We start from the raw sequence: 20146 nt of genomic DNA, 5'->3' as shown, positions 1-20146 counted from the left end.
TGGTCCCGGCCGGCGAAGGATTCCGCCGGTCGGCCGGCCATGGGCCAAGCTTCAGTCAAGCGATGCGACGACCTCGGCCCGGCGCGCCATCCAGGCGGCGGCGAATTCGTCTTCAGGCAGGCCGGCGTTTTCAGCCTTGAACGGCTCCCACGCGGCGATCAGCGCGTCCTGGCGCGCAATCCGCTTGTCGTTCCAGGCATCATCTTCGGCCGTCCAGATGCCCTTTTCCTTCAGATAGCGGATCGCCCCTTCATGGAACGGCACGTCGATAGGCGGCTTGCCCGCCTGATCCAGCGACCAGCGTTCCATGGTCGCGGTGCCTTCCTTGTAAAGGTCATAGGATTCATCCAGCGCCTTGATGAAGGCATAGACATCATCGGCCGACTTATCGGGCGTGGTTGCGATCACCGGATAGCGATAGGCGGCCATTTGCGCCGTCTCGCCCTCTGGCAGACCGGCAGCGACAGTTTCGCTCTGCGGACTCATTATAGGCAAAACTTTCTCCAGCTTTGCCCAACCTTCCGCGTTGTCAGGCTCTAGCGGCGGGTAGAAGATGCCACGAGGGCTTTCGGCCAGTTCATAGAACTGACTGGTCGTGGGCGACGTGCAGGTCGCGTCGGATTCGTTGCGGGTCATCGACGACATGGCCGCGGCATAGGTCGGAAACGTGATGACCTCGACATCGTCCAGCGTCAGTCCGCCGAAGGCCAGGATCGCCTCGCATTTGACATTGATGGACGGATTGCCCGCCACGAAGGCAATGCGTTTGCCGCGCGCATCGGCGACCGTCTTGATACCGGAATCGGCAGCGGCGGCCATCGCGGTGCTGGCGGGACGGCCCGCAATCGCCCGAAGCGGGCGCGGACCCCATTCCGGCGTCGCGAAATCATATGCGCCTTCGCTAAGGAAAAACGCCTCTGTCGCAAGGAAAGCGTAATCTGCGCGGCCCTGCAGCAGCGGTTGCAGGCGACCGATGCTGCTGCCCGACGGCTGAATGCGGACGCGCGTTCCGAACTCTTTTCCGAAGGCGTCGGCAATGGCCGATGCCTCGGCATAGCCGGCCGAGCCGACGTCATAGGAACTCCATATCATTGTCTTCGGCAGCTCTTGCGCCGCCGCTGCGCCCGCAAGCGCCAGTGACAGGCTTGCCGCGTGGATCACTTTCATCGTCGTCTCCTCCCAATCCACAAACACACCTTTTCGCCTGCCCGGCATGTGGCCGACGGGAAAAGTTGTCTTGTCGAAATGCTTCGCCTGCTGGATCGAATCAGCCCGGACGAAGCGCGCTCCTCCAGAAATTTTTGCGGACATAACGTCCGCTATGCGAACTTATAATAAGATAAAATGCGTTTTGTCAAGAAAAACTGCACTCTAGGACGACAGGAGTACGAACCCGCTTCGGAGGCACCTCATTTCCCGGATTCACAAGCACGGCCGACCGCCCTGCGGGGCCGCTGGGCATTAGCTGTCCAGCACGCAAGCACAGATGAGCAAAGGTGAGCGGGCAAGATCAGTTCCAGCGGGCGAACAGGATCAGCGACGTCCGAGAATTTCGCGCAAATGGGGTTCAGATACCGCGTTAGGCCGAAACCTGCCGGCGCTGCGGAGCCAATGCGCTTTCTCGCAGCGCGAGAGATTTCCCTGCCTTACACGGATTTCGGCGGATGCTGATCCGGTGGCACGAAGCGGCACAAAAAGCACATTTCTGTCCCTGCCCTGATCCTGCCGCTTGCAAAGATGATCGCGCCGTCATGCGGTGCCGTGATGGCTGTGCCATCGGCGCGGTGTCCGATGACCTCGCCGGCCTTTACCGCTTCGCCTGTCGTGAAGTCCCGCGCCAACCTGTCGTCATCGGAATCCGCCAGAATCGCATCGCTGATCTTCAAAACCTTTGACGAACCCGACTTACGCGTCACTTCGCCTTTCATGACGCCCATGCAGACAAGGCAATCTGCGATCACCGAATAGGCGACCTCGACCGAGGCAGGGTCGGTATGCTCTCCGCATTCGACCGTTACAGCCGCACCGCCACAGCGACGCATATACTCTGTCGTGCCGACAGCGAAACCGATGTCGTCTGCACGCCCCTGAGTTGCGAGCGAACGATGATGCGCTTCCATCCACCCATAAACGGCGAATGGCAGCCCCATGGCATTCACGAGCGCCTGCTCGGTCCTGCGCTGCACGCGCGGTTCCAGCTCTCCACCTTCAATGTCCGGCCCGAAAAGCACGAAGGGTGGCCCTTGTGACGCAAAGGAATGCAGATCAATCAGCACGTCATGGGCGCGCAGCATGGGACAAAGCACGTTTGCGACACGATCCTCATTGACCAGCGGCACGGGATATTCGCGAAGCGCGCGGTTAAGATTGCGGTCGCCTTCGCGGCGGTCGTGACGATAGGCAAGACCGTTGACCACGGGCACGAATGTCACGGACCCCGAAGAAATCCGCCTTCTGCCGTGACGCAGATCGGCAATCATTCGCGTAATCGCCTTCGGTCCGCAGGGTTCATTTCCGTGAACGCTGCCCGTGACGATCACACGCGGGCCGGGCTTCAGCCCGTGAAAGGTCACGGACTCGATTGCGTCATCGTGCACCTGCGGCATTGCGGCAGTGTCAGCGGACGCGATGTCGATCATCATGCCCGGCCGAAGCCGCTTCGCCAGATTCATCAACTGATCGCGTGCAACCGCTATGCACCCCGCCGTGCCTGACATGTCGGGACGCGCAGCATGCAGAAAGATCGCGCTGCCGCCCGCCGCAACCGGCACCGCGTCGTTCCAACCCAGCGGAACAAAAAGATCGAACAGCTCAGCCGCGCGATCTTCCGGCGGCTCACCATCACGCAGCGCGCGCATCCGGTTGTAGTCCGGGCTGGTCGCGTCCTCTATCCACGAATAGCTGTCCGGCTTGGGCTTGAATGGAAAATCCAGTGCGGCCATCTCTGCATCGCCGAAAACACCAGGCTCATAAAATCCGTATCGCAAGGGGAAGCGACCGGCGGGGGTGGCGGCGTCGCCTTCGCGCTTCAAGCCTGGCGCGACGATGCCCGAACGCCCGACAGCACAGGGAACCGACCAATCCCCGATCCGGAGCGTTCCGCGGTGGGGGGCCTCGGGGTCGTCGCCAGCCCGCACATGGATCATCAGGTCGTCGCCAACCCGTGGAGCGGTGCCGCCCGAAAAGTGTTTGTCACGCATCTTGAAGTTCCGATTCAATCAGATGGCAGCGTCCCCGGTGATCGGGGCCAATGGTGGTGAATTCTGGATTTGCGCCCGCGCTGCAGCGATCCATGGCCACGGGACAGCGCGGGTGGAAAGCGCAGCCGGGGGGCGGGTTCAGCGGGCTGGGGATTTCGCCGCGCAGCCGCTCCGGCGCTTGATCGCGATGCAGCGGGTCGGGGATCGCCGAAATCAGGGCGCGGGTATATGGGTGCGCAGGATCGGTGAAGATTTCGCGCCAGCCGCCTTCTTCGACTATCCTGCCCAGATACATGACCGCGATCCGATCACTCATGTGTTCGACGACGCCAAGGTCATGCGAAATCAGCAGCAGGGCGATTCCCAGTTCATCCTTCAGTTCCAGCAGCAGGTTGATGATCTGCGCCCGGATCGAGACATCCAGCGCTGATACCGGCTCGTCACAGATCACCAGCTTCGGGTTCAGGATAAGCGCACGGGCGATGCACAGACGCTGTCGCTGACCACCCGAAAACTCATCGGGCCTTCGTGAGGCTGCATCCGGTTTCATCCCGACAAGGCGCAACATCTCCTGCACGCGGGCGTCGCGTTCGTCGCGGTTGCCCATGCCGTGCAGCCGCAGCGGACCGGCAAGGATTTCGCGGATTGTCTGGCGCGGGTTAAGCGATGACATCGGGTCCTGAAAAACCATCTGCGCCGAACGTGCCAACTGCATCGGATCGGCCCTGCGTCCGCCGGTAATGTCATGGCCGTCAACGCGGATATGTCCCGATGTCGCAGGAACCAGCCCGAGTATGGCCTGCGCGATGGTCGACTTGCCACACCCGCTTTCCCCGACAAGACCAAGGCATTGCCCGGCCCGAAGGCTCAGATCCACGCCGTCAACCGCCCTTACGGCCAGCGACCTGCCGCGCCAGCCCTGTCGCACAGGGTAATGCACCTTCAGTCCCTTCACCGAGAGAAGGGCCTCGGCATCCTGCGAGGCGGATCTGTGAAGCAGCGTATCAGACATGATGCAGACAGCGGACGATGCCGCCCCCATCCAGTTGTGTGACGGGAACCGACGCTGCTGTGCATTCGCTTGTCACCCTGGGACAGCGCGCGGCAAAGCGGCACCCTTCCGGAAATTCGTGAAGTGCCGGCACGACACCCGCGATTTCGGTCAGTCGCCGCTGCCCGCGTTCAAGCCTGCGCCCCAGCCGTGGCAACGCATCGACAAGGCCGCGCGTATAGGGATGGGAAGGATGATTGAAAATCTCGGCCGAGGCGCGCTCTTCCACGATCTGACCTGCATACATGACAGCAACCCGGTTACAGATTCGCGCGACGAGGCCAAGGTCATGAGAGATCATCATGACGGCTGTGCCTTTCGCGCGGCAAAGCTCCAGCACAAGCTCGACGATTTCGGCCTGTATGGTCACGTCCAGTGCGGTTGTCGGTTCATCCGCAATCAGCAGCTTGGGGTCGCAGGCCAGGGCGATCGCGATCATAACGCGCTGACGCATTCCGCCCGAAAGCTGGTGCGGGTATGCGTTGATGCGCCGCTCCGGGCTGGAAACACGGACCTGATCCAGCGCCTCAATTGCCTTCTTGCGCGCGGCACGCCTGCTCAGCCCGCGATGCAGCACGAACATCTCGCCGATCTGGTCGCCGACCGTCATCAGCGGGTTCAGCGCTGTCATCGGCTCTTGGAAGATCATGGACACATCGTCACCGCGCATCCTGCGCATCTGCCGTTGCGGGATCGTGGCAAGATCGGTGGCACCCAGCATGATCTGGCCACCCGTCACCTGCATGGGCTGGCGCAGCAGTCCTGCGATTGCCAGCGCGCAAAGGCTTTTGCCGCAGCCGCTTTCGCCGACCAGTCCGAAAACCTCGCCACGCCCGATGGTCAGGTTCACCCTGTCAACGGCCCCGATGGGGGGCCCGCTGCCCACAAGTGACACGCTCAGATCGCGGACATCCAGAATAGGCTCGCTCATCGCCGCGTTCTCCCATGCGGGTCCAGCAGGTCGCGAAGCCCGTCGCCCAGCAGATTGAAGCCAAGCACCGTCACGAACAGCGCAAGCCCCGGAAATACCGCGACCCAGGGTGCGATCATCAACTGTTCGCGCGCCGATGACAGCATCCCGCCCCAGCTTGGGTTCGGGGGAATGACCCCGAGGCCAAGAAATGACAACGATGCCTCGGCAATGATCGCCGAACCCACCCCCATCGTGGCGACGACGATAAGCGGCCCCGCGATGTTCGGCAGCAATTCGCGAAACATGACATGCAGCGGCCCGAACCCGATGATCCGGGCGGACTGGACGTAGTTAAGCGATTTTTGCGTCAAGACCTGCGCGCGCGAAATCCGGCAGCTATAGGCCCAATCCGTCATGCCGAGCGCGATCAACAGGCTTGGCAATCCGGGACCGAGTATCGCCATCAGCGCGAGCGCAAAGACGATTGTGGGAATAGACAGCATCAGGCCGGTAAGCCCCTGCACGAATTCGTCCCACCAGCCGCCGAAATACCCGGCCGACAGCCCCAGCGAGACGCCGATCGCAGTGTTCATCACCTGCACCGCCAGCCCGATGAACAGCGAAATCCTTGCGCCATAGGCGATCCGCGAAAAAATATCCCGGCCCTGCTCGTCCGTGCCCAGCCAGAACTGCATGCTTGGGGGTTCCTCTGCATACATCAGATTGGCAGAGGTGACCGGGTGATAAGGCGCAATCAGCGGCGCGAAGATGGCCAGCAAGGCCACCAACAGGATGATCCCACCGCCAATGTAAAGGTTTGGTCCGGCTTTCATGATCCCGCCTTCAGTTGTAACGAATGCGGGGATCGACAACCAGATAGGCAAGATCGACCAACGTATTGATAAGAAGGAAGAACAGGACGATCACAAGTATCGCGCCCTGAACCGCGGGAATGTCACGAAGCCCGACCGAGTCGATCAGCAGCGACCCAACGCCGGGCCACGCGAAAAGCTTCTCGATCACAACGGACCCGCCCAGCATCGAGCCGAACTGCAGGCCGATGGTCGTCAGCACCAGCACGAAGGCATTGCGCGCAAGATGCCGCGTGACCAGACGCCGCTCGGACATGCCCTTTGACCGCGCGGTGCGGATGAAATCGGCATTCAGCGTTTCCAGAACAGCCGCCCGCGTGGTCCGCGCAAGAAGCGCCATCGGGGCAATGCCCAACGTAATCGCTGGCAGGATCAGGTGCGATAACCCGCCCGAGCCATAACCGAAAGTCGGCAGCAAATGCAGTTTCAGCGAAAACAGATACATCAGCAACAGGCCGGCCCAGAAGCCCGGAATCGACAAGCCCGATACGGCAAACGTCATCGCTGCGGTGTCGATCCAGCTGCCCTGACGTATCGCCGCGATGAACCCGAGCGGCAGGCCGACGCACACCGCAAAAAAGATCGCAGCGCAGGCCAGCTTGAACGATGCCCAGATGCGCCCGGACAGCATGTCGCTGACGGGCCGCCGTGTCGCGTAAGACACGCCAAGATCGCCTTGCGCCAGATCGGTGACATAGTTCGCGAAGCGGACCGGCAGCGGATCGTTCAGGCCCAGTTCATCCTCCAGACGCTCGATTACGTCCTGAGAGACGTCACGCTTGTCAGCCTGCAAAGACGACGTGAACGTGCCGGGAATGACACTGAACAGCACAAAGACCAGTGAGATCACGATGAAAACTGTCAGCGCGGCCTGGGCAAGCCGCCTTAGCAGGAGCTGAAGCATGACAAACCTCTACCGGCAGGGCGAAGCGATACCGGGGCCAGCGATGGCCCCGACAAGATCAGCGCGACGGCGCGTTTTCGTCGAGCCAGACTGAATCCACCTCGATAATCGCGGCTTCGGTCACGTTTCCATCGACGCCATGCACCCAAGGCTGCGTCGCAAGCACCGCCTTGTTATAATTGTGGAACCACACCGGCGCCTGTTCAAATATATGTCCGTCGGCCTGACGGATCAGCGCAAGGCGCTTGTCCGGATCGGTGGTGCCAAGCGCCTCATCCAGCATCGCGTCGAACGCGGGGTCGTTGTAGGCGGCGCGGTTCTTCGAACGCGGCTGCCTGCTGTCGAAGCTGCGCAGTGCCGATATCGGATCGGGGCCGGTGCCGTTCGAACGGAACCAGGCCGTCGCCTCGCCGCTGTTGATCGCATCGACCAGGACCCCTGCCTCAACGACCTTGGGGGTGGCCGTGATGCCGACCGCTGCAAGATAAGGCGTCATCGCCTGCAACACGCCCAGTGACGATGTGGAATCCGTGACCCATGCCTCGAACTCGAAGCCATCTGAAAGCCCGGCTTCGTCCAGAAGCGCCTTGGCCTTTTCGGGATCGAACGGATAAGGCGCGCGATCCGGGTCAAAACCCGAGGACGGTGTCGGAAGCCAGCCAACCGCCTTGAACGCCTTGTTCTTCAAAAGTTTTTCGATGATTATATCGCGATCAATCGCATAATTGATCGCCTGACGCACGCGAACGTCGCCGAACGGTTCGACCTCAAGGTTCATGCCCATATGGCGCGTGAACATCTCGGCGATTTCGATCAGGCCCTTCGAAAGTTCGGGGTCCTGCGTATAAAGAACATAGGCACTTTCGCCCAGAACCGTGGCGTCCAGCTCTCCCGCGCGGAAGGCAAGGTCGAGGGCCGAATAGTCGTCAGTGATCGTGAACTCGATTTCATCGGCGTAGGGCTTGCCTTGCTTGTAATACTTGTCGAACTTCGTCCCCGAAATCCGCGAGCCTTCGATATGCTCGGCAAAGACGAATGGACCGCAGCCAACCGGATTGGACAGGAAGTCGCCGCCATCGACAGCTTCCTTCGGCAAAATTGACGTCACCGCATCGAACAGCAGATAGCCCGGCTCGACAAAGCCATCGAATGTGATCGAGAAGCTCAGATCGTCGATCTGCTTGAGACCTTCGATCTGGTCCGCATTCCCATCAAGAAAATCTCTCGCGCCGACGATGCCGCTCAGGTTCGGGATGCCGGAAAAACTGCTGCCCGGCGAAAGTATCCGGGTGAACGACCAGATCACGTCATCTGCGGTGACCTGCCGGCCGTTATGGAAATAGATGTTGTCATGCAGCCGGTAGGTAAAAGTCTTTCCATCCTCGCTCTGCTCGACCTCGGCTGCGAGGTCCGGGACAACGGAATTCGACGCAGAATCCCATACGTAAAGCGAGCGATGGAACGCCTTGGACACCGCCATATCCTGCGATTCATAGGTCGCATGCGGGTCGAGGCTTTGCAGCGCCGATCCATAGGGCGCGACCAGCCGCAACTTGCCGCCGGTCTGCGGTTCGGCACTATCCTGCGCGCGGGCCACCATTGGCGCAAACCCGGTTGCAGCCAGTGCCGTGCTTGCGAGCATGGCCGTCAGTATACGGCGACGGCTAATCAGCATCGGGTCGATTTTTCTTGTCATGATTGCCTTCCTGTCAGCTTGTCGATTTCAGATCTCGTTCAGTTGGTTTTCGTCGCGTTCGGCTTTGCAAATGCCTCGTGGATGAATGCTCGCGCAAAGGCTGGCAGCGTATGCGCGTTCTCGGCAGCGGCATTGCCTTCGGTCATGACCGCTACCGTTGCAGCGCGGCCGTCCGGGGCTTCGACATATGCCACATCATGGCGTGTCCATGACGTGTGACCCGCCTTCGACCACACCTTGAATCCGGGCGGTATCGCTTCGGTCAGAAATCCCTCGACCTGATTGCCTTCGTCTCGCGGATAGGCATTGCGCTGCCAGTCGCGCGACAGATGCGATGCCATCCAGTCCCGCCCAGGCAGCGCGCCACGCAGGATTTCATGAATCATCGCCGCGCAGGCCCGCGCCGACAGCCTGTTGCCGACCTGTTCCTGGCGCGCCTGCTTCGCCCGGCCATAGGGGCTGTCGTCATAGGTTGAATGACTCAGGTGGATACCGTCAAACGCTGTCAGTTGCAGCCTTTGCAGCCAATCCATGACGAAGTGCCGCTGGCGCATCCAGTCGCGCATCGCGTCGGGCGGAAGCGGGGGGCCGTCAAAAGCGCCGGTCAACCGACCAAGCAGATATGTCGTGGCGTCGTTCGAGGATGTCGCGATCATGGCCTTCACCGCCCGATGATCCTCGTCCTCAAGCTCTATTTTGCCCTCCGCAGCCGAGGCGGAAAGGGCCGCGAGATAGAACATCTTGCAGACAGAGGCCGGATAGATCTGCTCTGCTCCGCGATGTTCCCAGACGATCTGACGGTCGAAGGAACCGGGGTCAGATGAAAACAGGCTGGTCTGATACAGACACGCGCAGATGCCCACCTGATCCGGCGACACCGCATCCTCGGCGGCATCAAGCAGGTGCTGAAGCCCTGCCGTTCCGGCGCGATCAAGGGCCGTGGCGTCGATCCTGTTGGGCTTTATGGCTGGTTGCGGCATCTGCTCGGCACTGTTGTTGCTGACAGGAATGCTAAGCCCGCCGCGTGATCGGCGGATACAGAAAATACTGTCGGACTTTATTCGATATGGATATGCTCCCACATGCGAACTGCATAATAATGGAGCATCGGTTGGTTAGTGGCCTGAACTTGCGACAGGTTGACGTGTTTCGCGCCGTCATGAAGTTTGAGACAGTGACCGCCGCGGCCTCTGCGCTGGGTTCATCGCAGCCAACGGTCACGCGCGAGATTCTGCGGCTGGAAACGACCGTCGGCTTCACGCTGTTCGACCGCAGACGCCAGCGGCTGCATCCGACCGCGCGCGCACTGAAACTTTACCACGCGATCGAACAGGCCTATGCCGGGCTCGACCATATCAATAATTCTCTGCACCGAATGCGGACCGCAGATGGCGAGATCCTTCAGATTTCAAGCCTGCCGACCTTTGCCCAAAGCCTGTTGCCCGAGGCCGTGTCGCGGCTGCAGCGCGAAACCCCCGGCGTCACGGTCGAAATCGACAGTGGCGATCCCCGAAATCAATCGCCGATTTCCGGATTCAACTTCGATCTTGGCCTGATCGAAGGCGACTATGACGAATCGACGACGGAGGTAATCCACCTCGCGACCTTCCAGCAGGTCTGCCTGATCCCTCGCGGTCATGAACTGGCAAACGCGCGCGGACCACTGCGGCTGCATGATCTTGATGGTCAGTCATTCATATCGCTCGGGCCGAAGGACCCTTACCGGCTTATTCTTGACAAGATGCTCGACGAGGCCGGTGTGTCGCGGCGCATTCCGGTTATCATCCAATCGGCAAACGCCGCCTGCGAGATGGTCGCCCAAGGCTTGGGCATCACCATCGTCAACCCGCTTACCGCCTTGTCACATGCCGGCGATAGGGCGGTCCTGCGCCCATTCTTTCCAGACGCGAAGTTCGTCGTTTCTGCCCTGCATCCGGTGGACCGGCCGTGGGTCGACAGTGCCGGGAAGCTGGTCGAGCATCTCAAGGCGGTCTGCGCAGAGGTGAATGCGCGGCTGAAGACATATTCCGATGCCGCGTGACGCGATGGTAAGCTTGGCCGGGCAGGTGTCGCCAGCGCGAGCATCAGCCGGACGATAGCAGCAGCAACTTTGATCGCGCCAGCTTCGTAACCTTATTGGTCCAGTCAGCCGCGGAGCAACTCATGCAACTCGTCATACTCTATATCTCGACCCTGAGCATTTTTCTGCTCATTGATCTTCTTGGCATCACGCAGATCATACGACCTGTTTTCGAACGCCATGTCGGCGACCTTCTGGCAGAACCGTTCCGCATGGCCCCCGCCGCAGTTTTCTATGCAGCCTATATTGTCGGCGTGCTTTATTTCGTGTCCGTCCCGGCCTTGGCAGACGGCCGCCCGGTCAAGGCGCTGATCGGCGGGGCGCTGATCGGGCTGATGTGCTATGGCACATATGAATTTACAAACTATTCGACGCTGCGCGACTGGTCGATGCAGCAGGTCATCACGGACACGATCTGGGGCGGGTTTCTGACAGGCTTTTCGGCATGGGCCGGGGTCACAGTCACGCGGTGGGTGACGTGAAAGCGCTCGTCTTCGGCGACAGCGGCGGGATCGGCACTGCCATCGCCGATGCGCTGCGCGTGCGCGGGTCAGAAGTAACCGGGCTTTCGCGGCGCGACGGGCTGGAGCTGACCAACCAGCAGAGCGTCGCGGCAGCGGCAGATGCGTTGGGGGATCAGCGCTTCGACCTGATCTTCAACGCTACCGGGGCGCTTGTCATCGACGGGCGCGGGCCGGAAAAGACAATTCAATCGGCGGACGCCGATGCCATGGCCGCGCAATTCGCGCTGAACGCGACCGGGGTGGCGATGCTGCTTCGCTATTTCAGCCCGCTGATGCGTGAAAATGCGAGGGCCGTCTTTGCCTCGCTTTCGGCGCGCGTCGGATCAATCGGCGACAACGGGTTCGGCGGCTGGATCGGCTACCGCGCCGCCAAGGCCGCGCAGAACCAGATCATCCGGACCGCCTCGATCGAGATCGGGCGCAAACAAAAGCACCACATCGTCGTCGCATTGCATCCCGGCACGGTCGAAACGGCACTGACACGCGACTATGCCGACCGCTACCCGACGATAGCGCCGGAACAGTCGGCCAAGGCGTTGCTGGACGTCATCGACGGGCTGACGCCAAGGGATAACGGCACCTTCAGGGACTGGAAGGGTAACCCGGTCGAATGGTGAGGGCGCGCGGCTGGGGCGATAGCCGCCAGTCGGATGCGAAGCAGCCGTGCCAGATCCGCCAGACGCGTGCCCTATTGACGAAGCCTTCTGGTCAGGCGCAGCGACATCCAGTACGGCATCGCGCGAAGCGCCTTCAGGGGCAGGGTCAGTCGTCGCGGGAAATGCAACTCGAACCCGCCTTTGTCGAGCCCGCGGGAAATCGCGTCGGCGGCAGCGTCGGGCTGCATCAGGAACGGCATCCTGAAATCGTTCTTCTCGGTCAGTCGCGTATCGACAAAGCCGGGGCAGACCAGACGAACATCGACAGCCGGTGCCAGCTCCACGCGCAGGGTTTCCGCCAGGTTGATGACGCCCGCCTTGCTGGCCGAATAGATCTGGCCTTGCGGCAGGCCCAGATAACCGGCGACCGACGCTGTCAGGACAAGCTGCCCGCCCGGTCGCAGCAGCGGCGCGGCGATGCGGGCGAAGTTGTAACTGCCAGTCAGGTTGACCTCGACGATCTTCGCCGCAAGGTCGGGATCTGTGTCCATCACCTGCCCTGGATCGTAAATCGCAGCCAGCGTGATCGCGCGATCCAACGCGCCGCCTTCCCCGATCTCGCGGGCGGCTGCGGCAAGACTGCCGGGATCAGTGACATCGCATGGCAATATCGCTGCCGCGTCCCCCAGCTTCTGGCGCAAACCGGACAATTTATCCGCGGACCGCGCCGACAGGATAAGCTGCGCCCCCTGCTTCACCCAGACATCGGCAAGCGCCGCGCCAATCCCTTCTGACGCGCCCATGATCCAGATCCGCTCTCTCATATCGCGTCCTTTCTGCGCCGAAAATCCGGTGGCGGCGGCATCATGCATGAGCCAGGCGGTATTGCAGCACCTCTGTCCGCCCGACCGAGAATGAGGCGATGCAGGCCGCAAGATAGAACCGCCAGACGCGGATGAACGCGTCGTCAAAACCCATTGCCTGAACCTGCGCGCGGCGCGAATCGAACCGGTCCAGCCAGTGCGACAGGGTGCGGGCATAGTCGCGGCCAAAGCCAAACGCATCCTCGATCCGCAGGCCCGCGCGTTCTGCCTCGGCCCGAAAGCGCGATGTCGAGGGCAGCATTCCGCCCGGAAAGATGAAGCTGCGGATCATGTCGCCGCCTTTGCGGTAGCGGTCGAAATAGCGATCCGCGACGGTGATCGTCTGGATCATCGCACGGCCCTGCCGCGTGAGCGCCCCAGCCAGTTTGCCGAAATAGACCGGCCAGTATCTTTCGCCGACGGCCTCGAACATCTCGATCGAGACGATATGGTCGAAACGGCTTTGCTCGTCACGATAATCCTGCAGCGCGATCTCGGCACCCTGCCCCAGCCTCGCGCGGGCATAGGCAGCCTGTTCGGTCGAAAGCGTCAGGCCCTTGGGCGCAAAGTCCCCGCGCTGAAGCGCACGTTCGGCAAAGCCGCCCCAGCCGCACCCGATTTCCAGCAGGCGACCCGATTCACCCGCAAGACCGTCGATGATGCGGTCGTATTTCCGTCTCTGCGCCGCCGCCAGATCGTCGCCGTCCGCGAAAAGCGCCGATGAATAGGTCATCGTTTCGTCCAGCCAAAGGCGATAGAACTCATTGCCCAGGTCATAATGCTCCGAGATATTGCGCCGGGCACCTGAACGCGTGTTGCGGTTCAAGAGGTAAAGCAGCCGCATCGCGAGCGCCTGCAAAGGCTTGCCATAGATATAGCGGTCGAGCGCATCTTCATTCATCAGGCCCAGGGTCAGCAGCGCTGTCAAGTCAGGCGTATCGCACCAGCCGTCGCGATACGCTTCGGTCAGGCCGATATCGCCCTTTGCCGCGAGCGCAGGCACCATGCGCCAGTCGTGGATCGTCAGTGCTGCATCAGGCCCCGGTTCTTCGCCCGCGAATATACGCACCGTCCCGTCAGGGGTGGTCAGGTGCAGTTTGCCAAAGCGGATACCTTCCAGGCTGCTCAGGAATTTCGATCTGATACGATCTTCAAACATCCGGCTTCTCCGTCACCGCGTCAGATCGGCGTATCGCAAGCTGCGGGGGCTTGGTGCGATAGCGCACGCCACGAGAGAACAGCTTCGCCGCCTGCCAGTGGATCAGCCCGGTAACGCGCAGCGGTTGAAAGGCATGGCGAAACGCAGCACGGCGAAGTGACGTTCGCGTCAGCGCCCGCGCCTTGCCGGTCATCGAGGTCTGAAGCGACAGATTTCCGTCCTGCCCGAACCAGTCGATCCAGGCCCCGAACCGCCCCGGCCTAGTATCGAAGCGAAAGACGTAATGCCCCTCACGCGGCAGGAACGGCGAAACGTGGAACATTTTCTTGCCTCTCAGCCGGTCACCAGGCCTGATTTCGCGATTGTCGGCATGACGGCAAAGATAGACATGGCTTTCGCCGAAGGTATTCGACACCTCCGCCAGGACTGCGCGCAGGCCGCCATGATCGCGCGCAAGCCAGAAGCTGACGGGGTTGAAACCGTGCAGCAACCCACGCGGCATCGTAACCAGCGTGATGCGGCAATGGGCCAGCCCGACCGGCGCGAGCTGCGCCTCGGCGAAGGCCGTCAGCCTGCTGCCGTCACGGTGTCCGTGGTCACGACGCCGCAGGCGCCACAGGCCGGGACTGTCCGGACGAAGCGGCAAGCGCCCGGACTCGAGCTGATCGACCGGCAAGGCCACGTAAAGCGCGCGATACCGGAACTGCCGCGAAACATCGCCAGTCCGTGAATGCCAGATCGACGCATCTATCAGGGCAGAATCCCACAGATCGACGCTCATGCGGCAACCGTTGCGCTGTCAGCCCAAGGGTCCTGTCCAAGGGGCCATTCCACCCCCATCGCCTGCGCAACGCGCAGCGCAGAAAGAAGCCCGTCCTCGTGAAAGCCATATCGGGTCCACGCACCAGCGTAATATATACCGCCGCGGCCTTGTATACCGGGCAGCCTTGCCTGCGCGGCAATGGCAGGCGCATCAAACTGCGGATGCGCAAAAATCGTTTCGTCATGGATGCGCTTCGGCTCGATCTCGGGGTTGAGCGTGACGATCAATGGTCGCGACGTGTGCAGGTTCTGAAGCCGGTTCATCCAGTAGGACAGACTGATCGGACGATCAGTGGAGGTGGTGGCACCTCGGGTGACGTAATTCCACGATGCCCATACCGAACGGCGTCTCGGCATCAGGCGGGGATCGGAATGCAGCACCATCCGGTTGGGCTGCGTGCGAAACGCTGCAAGAACGTTGATCTCATCGTGGCCGGCATCCGATAGCATCGCCAAAGCCTGCGGCGCATGGGTTGCGAAAACAACCCTGTCGAAACACTCTTTCCCGCGCGCGCTGATGACTTCGACCCCGTCAGGCATTCGTGTTACGGCGCGAACCGGACAGGAAAGCCTCACATCGCCCGAAATTTGCTTCAGAATTGCAGTAACATAGGCCTGCGAGCCACCAGCGACGGTCAGCCATTGCGGCTGGCCCTTCACCGATAGCAGGCCGTGATTGTCAAAGAAGCGCACGAAGGCGCTGGCTGGAAACTGCATCATCTCGGCCGTTGGCGTCGACCAGATCGCGCCCGAGATCGGCAGCAGAAACCGATTCTGAAAATCTTCCCCAAGGCTCAGCGTGCGGATCAGGTCGCCGATGCTGCCTGCATGCGCATGATGGGCCGGGGCATGTCTGAAGAAGCGCAGAATATCGCGGATAAGCCGCCAATGCCGCGTGTCCACCAAACACATGGGCTGGGCGAACAGCGCGCGCGTCGAAAAGGTGCCATATTCGTAGCGCCCGCCCTCAAAACTGGCCGAGAAAGACATATCGCTTGGCGCCAATCGCACGCCCAGCCTTTCCATCAACGGGACAAAAAGTGGATAGGTGCGCCGGTTGCAGACGATGAAGCCCGTATCGACGTCCACGCCCTCTGCCCGGACGGTGCGGGCGTGGCCACCGGGGCGAGGCTGCGCCTCGAACAGGGTGATATCGTGATGCGGGTCCAGCAGCCAGGCAGCACCAAGCCCCGAAATGCCGCTGCCGATGATCGCGATGCGCTTCCTACCGGGCCGGCCCGGAGCTGTCATCGCGATGCACCCGAATCGCCGCAGCGGATGCCGCGCGCGGGCGCCTGCGACGTCACTAGTTTATTAGCGGTATAGCCTGACACGCGCGTTGCGCAGGCCCCGGCAGGTATGAGCGTTGCGGTCATCGTGAACTTCTGAACTAGCGTTAAACTTCCCAGCGACTGGTGTTCAAGTGACGCTGGACGGCGCGCGTTTTGTTGCACCGCTCACGATCTTGTGAAGTCTAGTTCCCGTCGATATCCGTAGTGCTAGCGGCATGCAATCCGTTTGCTGAGCGCTGTGTGACCAAGGTCGCCACTTCGGTCGAAAGGAACGCCGAAACGCCGGGCAAGCCCCGGCGTCTCGCGTCAAACCTGCGGATCTCCGCCGCGTTGCGCAGTCGGCCTTAATACCCGACCACAGAACCCCACATCAGATTTTCAAAACGCTTCTTCGGGAGGTTTACTTTATGTTCCTTGCCCCACGAGTATGCTCGGAAGCTGACGCGACCGTGATCGCCGGGACCTATATCGGTCTCGCCATGAAGAACGATCCAGTGATCCGGAAACTTCGGATCACTGTCGCTACCGGGCCTATTGAGCATGTCGGAGTGGATCTTCAGAAAAGCCACTCCGCCGCGGTCGATCGACGATTGAGCGCTTCGCAGAGCCTTCACTTCACCGGAGAAAGTAGACCCGTGACTATGCTGCGACCTCATCCCGAGAACGACGCGCGTCCACATTTCCATCTCTCCAGAGGTCGTAAGCCCGTTGACCAGGGCGCCTTCGTCAGCATCGACGTCGAAGAGAAGATTCGCTTCATCACGCAGTGTGGCGCAGAATATCCAGTCCGCTGCCGATATCGGGCTACGGCTTCCTTTCAGATCGCCGGAAGCCTCTATTTTCTCACCCCGAACACGATAAGCTCCTGTCTCGTATATCTCCTGACATGCCCTGACGAATTCCGCAGGATCGCGGCGCACCAGCTCGTATGCGATTGAAGCTGGCCCGCAGAACGGCGTGGACTGCTGATCGACCTGCAGTGGATCTCGGACGGTCTTTCGAAGGTCCGAGACGAGTTTGGACTTAGAGATTTTTGGAAACAGGCCTTTGCTGCTCGAACTTTCGAAACGGCGGATCGCGATCAACGCGTCGAAAACCGGCGCTGGTATTGCAAGTATCTCTCGAAGCGATACGACTGCCTGACGCGACGAGTGCGTCATACCCGCAACCTCGCGCAAGCCGACAGTTCGCGAAATTCCAGCGCGTTCAGTAATATTTGAAAACGACATTCTTCCAACTCCAACAGATTATGCGGCAGTCAATTCATGTTTTGCTGTGGCATTGTCATGAAACGCAGCCTCTCACCTCATGGAAACAAAGATGGGAATCATGCCTACGCCTTCGACATGCGGCGCAAGGGCCTTGCCGATGACGCAGCCGAAAGCCTGCTCTGGATCTGCTGCGACCATCGCGGCGCCCGCCGTAGGAGATGTCGTCAGCATGTCCCCGACCGAAATCGGGCCGAAAGCCGCATCGACCAGGCAATATACCTTCCCCATCAACGCAATCGGCAGCCTAGGCCGCCCGGTGTCCCGCTGATCCAGAATCAGCGCCGGACGATAGCTTCCGGCGCCTGAGATGACGCCAGCGACCTTTCGATCATACGCCTTGTCGCACGGTCGCAATTCGCCCGCTTCGTCGAAAACCATGACGGAGCCTGCTGCGACATCGCTGACAGCTATATCAAATGACTCCGCGCAATCGGCGTTTACGAGCCTGACATCGCCGGTGACGTTGACATCCCCTTTCACTTGCACATTGCCGACAAACTCTGCCGCATTTGTGCCGCCCTGCGCAAATAACCCGACACCCCCGCTCAGCGCGCGAACGCCAATTCCGCCTTCGCTCCAACCCGAGACCCCGGCTTCGGGTCCGTTGCCCTGAACCCCGACACCGCTTGTCCCCCGGGAATTGTTTGTGCCGAATATGCCAGCACCACCGGGCGACAACGTTACCCCCAGAACGCCAGAACCTTCAGGGCCCTTCGCGGTCTGCGTCCCGCCGTTATGCGCAACGATCGCGCATTTCTTGGATGAAGCGGTCGTGGCATAGATCCCGTCGCCATTCTTGCTTTCCGCGACGACGCCCTTGCCGTTTTCGCTCCACCCACCTGTCCGTCGTCAGAACATTTGGCGCAACTCGGGGCGTGGATTAGCGGAGAGCGGGCCTCGTCTTTGGGATGATGTTATGCAGCGAGCTTGCGGTGCTGCAAGCGCCGATATTCGAGGGTTTGTCGTTTGATCCTTTCACGTTGTTTGAGGATGTCCGGCGCCCTGCCGAAGTAGGCGTCGGCGGGCGTCACGTTGTTCAGGCTCTCGTGGTAGCGCTGGTGGTTGTAGTGCTCGACGAAGGCCTCGATCTGGGCCTCGAGGTCGCCGGGCAGGAAGTAGTTTTCGAGCAAGATGCGGTTCTTCAGGGTCTGGTGCCAGCGCTCGATCTTGCCCTGGGTCTGGGGATGACACGGGGCGCCGCGGACATGGCTCATCTTGTTGGCCTCGATGTATTCCGCCAGTTCGCCAGCGATGTAGCTGGGGCCGTTGTCGCTGAGCAGCCGGGGCTTGTGCAGCACGGTGGCGCTGTCGCAGCCCGAAGCCGCCAAGGCGCGGTCCAGCGTGTCAGTCACGTCCTCGGCCCGCATGTTGGTGCACAGCTTCCAGGCGATGATGTAGCGCGAGAAGTCGTCGAGGACAGTTGAGAGATACATCCAACCCCACCCGATGATCTTGAAGTAGGTGAAGTCGGTCTGCCACATCTCGTTCGGGCGGGTGGTCTTCGTGTGGAACTGGTCGGCCGCCTTGATCACGACATAGGCCGGACTGGTGATCAGGTCGTGGGCCTTGAGCAGCCGGTAAACCGTGGCTTCCGACACGAAGTAGCGCTGCTCGTCGGTGAAGCGCACGGCCAGCTCTCGGGGGCTCAGCTCGGACTGTTCCAGCGCCAGCTCGATGATCTGGTCGTGGATGCCCGCCGGGATGCGGTTCCATACCCGGCTCGGCGCCGATGGCCGATCTTCCAACGCCTCCGGCCCGCCTTCAAGGTAACGGTCATACCAGCGATAGAACGTCCGGCGGGGAATGCCGAGCTGGTCCAGCGTGCGCTTGGCGGGCAGGTGAGACTGCTCGACGATCCGGATGATTTCGAGCTTCTCGGATGCGGGATACCTCATTCGTCGTCGCCCCCATCCGCGATCATGCTTTTTTTAAGCAAGCGGTTTTCCAGCGTCAGATCGGCCACGCATTCCTTCAGTGCGCGGGCTTCGCGACGCAGGTCCTGCACCTCGCCGGTGGTCGCGGCACGGGCAGTGTCGCCCGCCAGGCGGCGCTTGCCCGCTTCCATAAATTCCTTCGACCAGTTGTAGTAAAGGCTCTGGGCGATCCCTTCCTTGCGGCACAGCTCGGCGATGCTGTCGTCACCGCGCAAGCCTTCCAGCACGATCCGGATCTTGTCCTCGGCCGAGAAATGGCGACGGGTCTGACGCCGGATGTCTTTGACCACTCGATCTGCAGGGGGCTTGGTCGGCGATTTTGTATTGGAGGATTTGGGCTTCATCTTCGTTCCTTCGTCACTACGACGAAGCCCAAATCCTCCTCAAATCACAACCTCAAATCTGTGCCGTAGGCGCTGACGGGGGACAAACAAAGCCTTCGACGCAGTTTCAGACACTCTGCGCATTGGCGCTTTTGGACGGCTATTGCTGTCGGACCGCGCAGCCCATTCAAAATTTCAGCAGGCGCTGACCCGACTGCAGGTCGGCGATGACCCCGTTCAACCGATCGCAATTGCAAGCGCCGCCGGTCGCCCGCCAATCGCACTATATCTGTCCCCGCTTGCTCGGAACGCTAGAGATATATGTGTAGGAGGAGATATTCTGCTGCATGCGGTAGAGTTGCGTGAAGCTGCTAACCTGCCACACAGTGAACTGTTGCAGGAACTGCTGGACATGACACCCGCGCAGGCACAACTCGCATTGGCGCTGGCGCGCGGGATCAGCCTTCAGAAATACGCAGCAGAGGCCGGGATCAGCATATCGACAGCACGCAAATATGCAGAGGTCGTATTCAGCAAAACGAATACACATCAGCAGCATGCCCTCGTTGCCCTGCTAAAATCCGTAGCCTGGCCAAAGCCTTGAATTCGGAAGAAGGTTTTACCGCATCTAGTCCGCAAGGGTCAC

The 20146-nt window shown here is 60.9% G+C and carries 19 protein-coding genes; 4 read left to right on the top strand and 15 right to left on the bottom strand.

Features of this window, described 5'->3' with window-relative positions:
* Window positions 1-51: 51 nt before the first annotated feature.
* The 8 genes from FQV27_RS18125 to FQV27_RS18090 form a co-directional block, all read right to left on the bottom strand.
* Window positions 52-1167, bottom strand: coding sequence for a TAXI family TRAP transporter solute-binding subunit (locus FQV27_RS18125; protein ID WP_147101306.1), 1116 nt, complete (start codon window positions 1165-1167; stop codon window positions 52-54).
* 479 nt (window positions 1168-1646) lie between these two features.
* Window positions 1647-3200, bottom strand: a complete 1554-nt coding sequence (locus tag FQV27_RS18120; protein ID WP_222611735.1) for a L,D-transpeptidase family protein — start codon at window positions 3198-3200, stop codon at window positions 1647-1649.
* Window positions 3193-4212, bottom strand: a complete 1020-nt coding sequence (locus FQV27_RS18115) for an ABC transporter ATP-binding protein (RefSeq protein WP_147101303.1) — start codon at window positions 4210-4212, stop codon at window positions 3193-3195. Before FQV27_RS18115 ends, FQV27_RS18120 begins: the two co-directional genes overlap by 8 nt.
* Window positions 4205-5182 (bottom strand): ABC transporter ATP-binding protein, encoded by a 978-nt coding sequence (locus FQV27_RS18110; RefSeq protein ID WP_147101301.1) that lies wholly within the window; start codon window positions 5180-5182, stop codon window positions 4205-4207. The genes FQV27_RS18115 and FQV27_RS18110 overlap by 8 nt, the downstream gene beginning before the upstream one ends.
* The gene (locus tag FQV27_RS18105; RefSeq protein WP_147101298.1) at window positions 5179-5997 is read right to left on the bottom strand and encodes an ABC transporter permease; all 819 of its coding nucleotides are present in this window, start codon (window positions 5995-5997) and stop codon (window positions 5179-5181) included. The genes FQV27_RS18110 and FQV27_RS18105 overlap by 4 nt, the downstream gene beginning before the upstream one ends.
* Before the next feature lie 10 nt (window positions 5998-6007).
* The gene (locus tag FQV27_RS18100; protein WP_147101296.1) at window positions 6008-6940 is read right to left on the bottom strand and encodes an ABC transporter permease; all 933 of its coding nucleotides are present in this window, start codon (window positions 6938-6940) and stop codon (window positions 6008-6010) included.
* A 58-nt stretch (window positions 6941-6998) separates the two neighbouring features.
* A complete protein-coding gene (locus FQV27_RS18095) occupies window positions 6999-8636 on the bottom strand; it encodes an ABC transporter substrate-binding protein (protein WP_147101293.1) in 1638 nt (545 codons plus the stop codon).
* A 38-nt stretch (window positions 8637-8674) separates the two neighbouring features.
* On the bottom strand, window positions 8675-9616 hold the full coding sequence (locus FQV27_RS18090) for a serine hydrolase (RefSeq protein ID WP_147101291.1): 942 nt from the start codon (window positions 9614-9616) through the stop codon (window positions 8675-8677).
* A 131-nt stretch (window positions 9617-9747) separates the two neighbouring features.
* Here FQV27_RS18090 and FQV27_RS18085 point away from each other — a divergent pair, with 131 nt between their 5' ends.
* The 3 genes from FQV27_RS18085 (at window position 9748) to FQV27_RS18075 (ending at window position 11857) form a co-directional block, all read left to right on the top strand.
* The gene (locus tag FQV27_RS18085) at window positions 9748-10677 is read left to right on the top strand and encodes a LysR substrate-binding domain-containing protein (RefSeq protein ID WP_186827379.1); all 930 of its coding nucleotides are present in this window, start codon (window positions 9748-9750) and stop codon (window positions 10675-10677) included.
* Window positions 10678-10799: 122 nt separating this feature from the next.
* Window positions 10800-11198 (top strand): DUF2177 family protein, encoded by a 399-nt coding sequence (locus FQV27_RS18080; protein ID WP_147101283.1) that lies wholly within the window; start codon window positions 10800-10802, stop codon window positions 11196-11198.
* On the top strand, window positions 11195-11857 hold the full coding sequence (locus tag FQV27_RS18075) for an SDR family NAD(P)-dependent oxidoreductase (protein ID WP_246133174.1): 663 nt from the start codon (window positions 11195-11197) through the stop codon (window positions 11855-11857). The genes FQV27_RS18080 and FQV27_RS18075 overlap by 4 nt, the downstream gene beginning before the upstream one ends.
* A gap of 71 nt (window positions 11858-11928) precedes the next feature.
* Here the strand turns inward: FQV27_RS18075 and FQV27_RS18070 are convergent, their stop codons facing one another.
* From FQV27_RS18070 to FQV27_RS18040, 7 genes are all read right to left on the bottom strand, one after another.
* On the bottom strand, window positions 11929-12660 hold the full coding sequence (locus FQV27_RS18070) for an SDR family NAD(P)-dependent oxidoreductase (RefSeq protein ID WP_246133173.1): 732 nt from the start codon (window positions 12658-12660) through the stop codon (window positions 11929-11931).
* Between the two features lie 40 nt (window positions 12661-12700).
* The gene (locus tag FQV27_RS18065) at window positions 12701-13858 is read right to left on the bottom strand and encodes an SAM-dependent methyltransferase (protein WP_147101275.1); all 1158 of its coding nucleotides are present in this window, start codon (window positions 13856-13858) and stop codon (window positions 12701-12703) included.
* On the bottom strand, window positions 13851-14639 hold the full coding sequence (locus FQV27_RS18060) for a DUF1365 domain-containing protein (protein WP_147101272.1): 789 nt from the start codon (window positions 14637-14639) through the stop codon (window positions 13851-13853). Before FQV27_RS18060 ends, FQV27_RS18065 begins: the two co-directional genes overlap by 8 nt.
* A complete protein-coding gene (locus FQV27_RS18055; protein WP_147101267.1) occupies window positions 14636-15931 on the bottom strand; it encodes an NAD(P)/FAD-dependent oxidoreductase in 1296 nt (431 codons plus the stop codon). The genes FQV27_RS18060 and FQV27_RS18055 overlap by 4 nt, the downstream gene beginning before the upstream one ends.
* Before the next feature lie 385 nt (window positions 15932-16316).
* The gene (locus FQV27_RS18050; protein WP_147101264.1) at window positions 16317-17201 is read right to left on the bottom strand and encodes a hypothetical protein; all 885 of its coding nucleotides are present in this window, start codon (window positions 17199-17201) and stop codon (window positions 16317-16319) included.
* 72 nt (window positions 17202-17273) lie between these two features.
* Window positions 17274-17621, bottom strand: coding sequence for a hypothetical protein (locus FQV27_RS18045; protein ID WP_147101260.1), 348 nt, complete (start codon window positions 17619-17621; stop codon window positions 17274-17276).
* Window positions 17622-18157: 536 nt separating this feature from the next.
* A protein-coding gene (locus tag FQV27_RS18040; RefSeq protein ID WP_147101258.1) for an IS3 family transposase occupies window positions 18158-19521 on the bottom strand; the annotation gives its coding sequence in 2 pieces (ribosomal slippage) (window positions 18158-19173 and window positions 19173-19521; 1365 coding nt in all).
* A 142-nt stretch (window positions 19522-19663) separates the two neighbouring features.
* Here FQV27_RS18040 and FQV27_RS18970 point away from each other — a divergent pair.
* Window positions 19664-20104, top strand: coding sequence for a helix-turn-helix transcriptional regulator (locus FQV27_RS18970; RefSeq protein ID WP_186827378.1), 441 nt, complete (start codon window positions 19664-19666; stop codon window positions 20102-20104).
* The last annotated feature ends 42 nt before the right edge of the window (window positions 20105-20146 follow it).

Source organism: Paracoccus aurantiacus, from assembly GCF_007993065.1.
GTDB lineage: Bacteria > Pseudomonadota > Alphaproteobacteria > Rhodobacterales > Rhodobacteraceae > Paracoccus > Paracoccus aurantiacus.
Note: the sequence above shows the minus strand (reverse complement) of the source record. Positions and strands in the feature narration are given on the sequence as shown.